4 protein-coding genes and 1 pseudogene are annotated in these 2,989 nt (G+C 63.8%); 3 read left to right on the top strand and 2 right to left on the bottom strand.

Features of this window, described 5'->3' with window-relative positions:
• Window positions 1–104: pseudogene (locus Q8N40_RS26760) on the bottom strand (nuclear transport factor 2 family protein); the annotation flags it as partial.
• A 111-nt stretch (window positions 105–215) separates the two neighbouring features.
• Between Q8N40_RS26760 and Q8N40_RS23380 the strand changes: the two are divergent.
• Window positions 216–1,454 carry an amidohydrolase family protein gene (locus tag Q8N40_RS23380; RefSeq protein WP_305713481.1) on the top strand — a complete coding sequence of 413 codons (1,239 nt, stop codon included), beginning with the start codon at window positions 216–218 and terminating at the stop codon, window positions 1,452–1,454.
• 402 nt (window positions 1,455–1,856) lie between these two features.
• Here the strand turns inward: Q8N40_RS23380 and rpmB are convergent, their stop codons facing one another.
• A complete protein-coding gene (rpmB, locus tag Q8N40_RS23375) occupies window positions 1,857–2,168 on the bottom strand; it encodes a 50S ribosomal protein L28 (RefSeq protein WP_305713480.1) in 312 nt (103 codons plus the stop codon).
• Between the two features lie 142 nt (window positions 2,169–2,310).
• Here rpmB and Q8N40_RS23370 point away from each other — a divergent pair, with 142 nt between their 5' ends.
• Both Q8N40_RS23370 and Q8N40_RS23365 read left to right on the top strand, forming a co-directional pair.
• Window positions 2,311–2,469: a hypothetical protein gene (locus Q8N40_RS23370; RefSeq protein ID WP_305713479.1), complete on the top strand. Its 159-nt coding sequence runs from the start codon at window positions 2,311–2,313 to the stop codon at window positions 2,467–2,469.
• Window positions 2,470–2,482: 13 nt separating this feature from the next.
• Window positions 2,483–2,989 (top strand): DUF3108 domain-containing protein (locus Q8N40_RS23365; protein WP_305713478.1); only part of this gene is annotated, 507 nt, incomplete at its 3' end.

The following is a 2,989-nucleotide window of genomic DNA, read 5'->3' as shown; positions in this document are numbered from 1 at the left end:
GCTGCCGCGGCGTCGGGATCGGGGATCATCGATGCCGTGAGGTAGGCCTCGACGATTTCGGCATCGCTCAACTTCTTCGGCTCAGCTTTGGCGGCAACGGACATCGGCAAATCCTTTTCATCTGACAAAATACTACAATCCGGCACCCAAATTGCATGCACATAATTTGAACAATCCGTGCCCAACCTGCACACAATTGGGAGCTGCCGTTGCCGATGACCCCGAAAACCGCCTTCGATATGATCTTCCGCCGCGCGGTGACGCCTTCTTTCGCCACGCCGGTCGACATCGGCGTCGCCGCCGGCCGGATCGCCGCCATCGCGCCGCGGCTGGAATCGGAAGCCCGCGAAATCCACCTCGACGGCAAACTGGTGCTTTCAGGCTTCGTCGACACCCACATCCATCTCGACAAGGCCTGCCTGCTCGGCCGCTGCGGCCACAATCACGGCAGCGTCAGCGAGGCGATCCAGGCGGTCGCCGCGATGAAACGCGATTTCACCGTCGAGGATGTCTATCAACGCGGCGCCCGCGTGCTGGAGCGCGCCATCCTGGCCGGCACCACGCGGATGCGCACCCATGTCGAGATCGATCCGCGCATCGGGTTGCGCGGCTTCGAGGCCATCAAGGCGCTGAAGCGCGACTATGCCTGGGCGATCGATCTGTCGCTCTGCGTGTTTCCGCAGGAAGGCCTGACCAACGATCCCGGCGCCGGGGAACTGCTGGTCGCGGCCTTGCGCGACGGCGGCGAGGCGATCGGCGGCTGTCCCTATATGGACACCGATCCGATGGCGCATCTGGAAAAACTGTTCGATCTCGCTGGGGCATTCGACGTCGATGTCGACCTGCATCTCGATTTCGATCTCGATCCCTCCTGGTGGCATCTCGACGAGGTCTGCCGGCAGGCCGAGCGCCGCAACTGGCAGGGCCGTGTCGCCATCGGCCACGCCACCAAACTGTCGGCGCTGCCGCCGGCCGAATTCGACGCCGCCGCGAAAAAACTGTCGCGCGCCGGCGTCGCCGTCACGGTGCTGCCCGCCACCGATCTCTATCTGATGGGCCGCGACGCCACCCACAATGTGCCGCGCGGCCTGACGCTGGCGCACAGGCTGGTCGAACGCGGCGTCGTGTGTTCGGTCGCCACCAACAACGTGCAAAATCCCTTCACGCCGTTCGGCGACGCCTCCCTGCTGCGAATGGCGAATTTCTACGCCAACGTCGCGCAGGCCAGCGTGGAAGAATTCGAAGGCTGCCTCGATCTCGTGACGAGCCTGCCCGCGCGCCTGATGAACTTGCGCGACTACGGCATCGCGCCGGGCAATCCCGCCGACCTCATCGTGCTCGACACCGCAAGCGCGCGCGGTGCGATCGCTGAACTGCCCGATGTGCTGATGGGCTTCAAGAACGGCCGGCAGGTGTTCGAACGGCAGAAGGCGGTGTTGCTGCGGCCGGGGTGACGCCCAAATCTCTCAACGTCGTCCCTGCGAAAGCATGCGAAAGCAGGGACCCAATACCGGAGGCCAGTTGTTGCCTCAGTGCGGGAAGCGCGCAGCGTCGCCGCACTCGTCGCTATGGTGACTTCGCCGGCGGATGAAATCCGGTCGGCGTCGGGACGTTGGAGAATTTTCTTCTCCAGCCCTTGCTGCAGCGCGGCGTGAAGGCCGCGAATAGGGGGTCTCCCGGTCATTGCATGGGGTTGTTTTCGCATTTTTGTTTGAGGGCCTGCCGCGCGCCCGCCGGGTGGCTCGCCGTGACGTTTGGGAGATTTTTAATCTCCACACGCCCCAAACGAAAACGGCCGGGTTTCTCGACCCGGCCGCTCAAAACTCTCAAACCCTAAGCAGGTTTCGCCGAAAACCTCAGCTCGCCGCGGCTTCCGGCGCGGCCGTGCCGGCGATCTTCTTCTCGATCGCCTTCTTCAGGAGCAGCGCCTTCTGCGACAGTTCGGGGCCCTTGGCCTTGATCAGGAAGGCATCAAAACCGCCGCGGTGATCGACCGACTTGATGGCGTTGGTCGAGACCCGCAGGCGCACGTTGCGGCCGAGCGCATCCGAGATGAAGGTGACGTTGCACAGGTTCGGCAGGAACCGGCGCTTGGTCTTGATGTTGGAGTGGCTCACCTTGTGGCCCACCATGGGGCCCTTGGCCGTCAGTTCGCAGCGCCGGGACATCTTGCAAAATCCTCTTCCATCCCCGACCCATCCGTCAGCCCTTTCGAAGGCGCGGCGCGGGGGTTCAAATTCACGTCCATTTCAGGAACCGCGGACGTATAGGGGGAGAGCGGCGGGGCGTCAAGGTTTTGCGGGCGCGCAGATGGCCAAACCGGGCGGGAAAGGCCTGTTCGCAAAGCCATTCGGACGGTTTCGCCATCATATATTCGGCGTATTCGCCGCCGACATCAGGGCTCCGGGCGCCGATGCATTGTTTGCCGGATATTTTGGCCTAAATGATACGCTTGACGCGCCGAGTTGAGGATCGCCCTTCCGTGACCACCCCCCGCATGATGTCGTCCCGGCCGGCCGGATTTTTCCAGCGGGCACCGGGCGGGCTTTGCAGGTCTTTTGGCAAATCTTTTGGCAAGTCCTTCGGCCTTTCGCTGGTTTTGGGCGCGGTCTTGCTGTCCGGCGCGCCCGGTCTGGCGCTGGCGCAGGGGCGGCTGGAGGCGCGCTACGAGGCGACATTGTCAGGGGTTCCCGTCGGCAAGGGCGGCTGGAATATTGAAATATCCGACGATTCGTTCTCCGCCGCCGCCTCCGGCGGCACCTCGGGCCTGTTGAACTCGTTTTCCGGCGGTTCCGGCACCGGCGCTTCGCAGGGCCGGGTGGTGGCCGGCGCGCTGGTCTCGACCAATTATCAGGCGTCGACCACGAGCTCGAAGAAAAAAGAATCCATCCGCATGGTTCTGAGCAGCGGCACCATCAAGGAATTCGCCATCGAGCCGGAACCGCCGGTCGATGCCGACCGGCTGCCCGTCACCGACGCGCATCGCCGC

The organism is Bradyrhizobium sp. (assembly GCF_030693485.1).
Lineage (GTDB): Bacteria > Pseudomonadota > Alphaproteobacteria > Rhizobiales > Xanthobacteraceae > Bradyrhizobium.
This window is presented reverse-complemented; position numbering and strand designations above follow the sequence as displayed.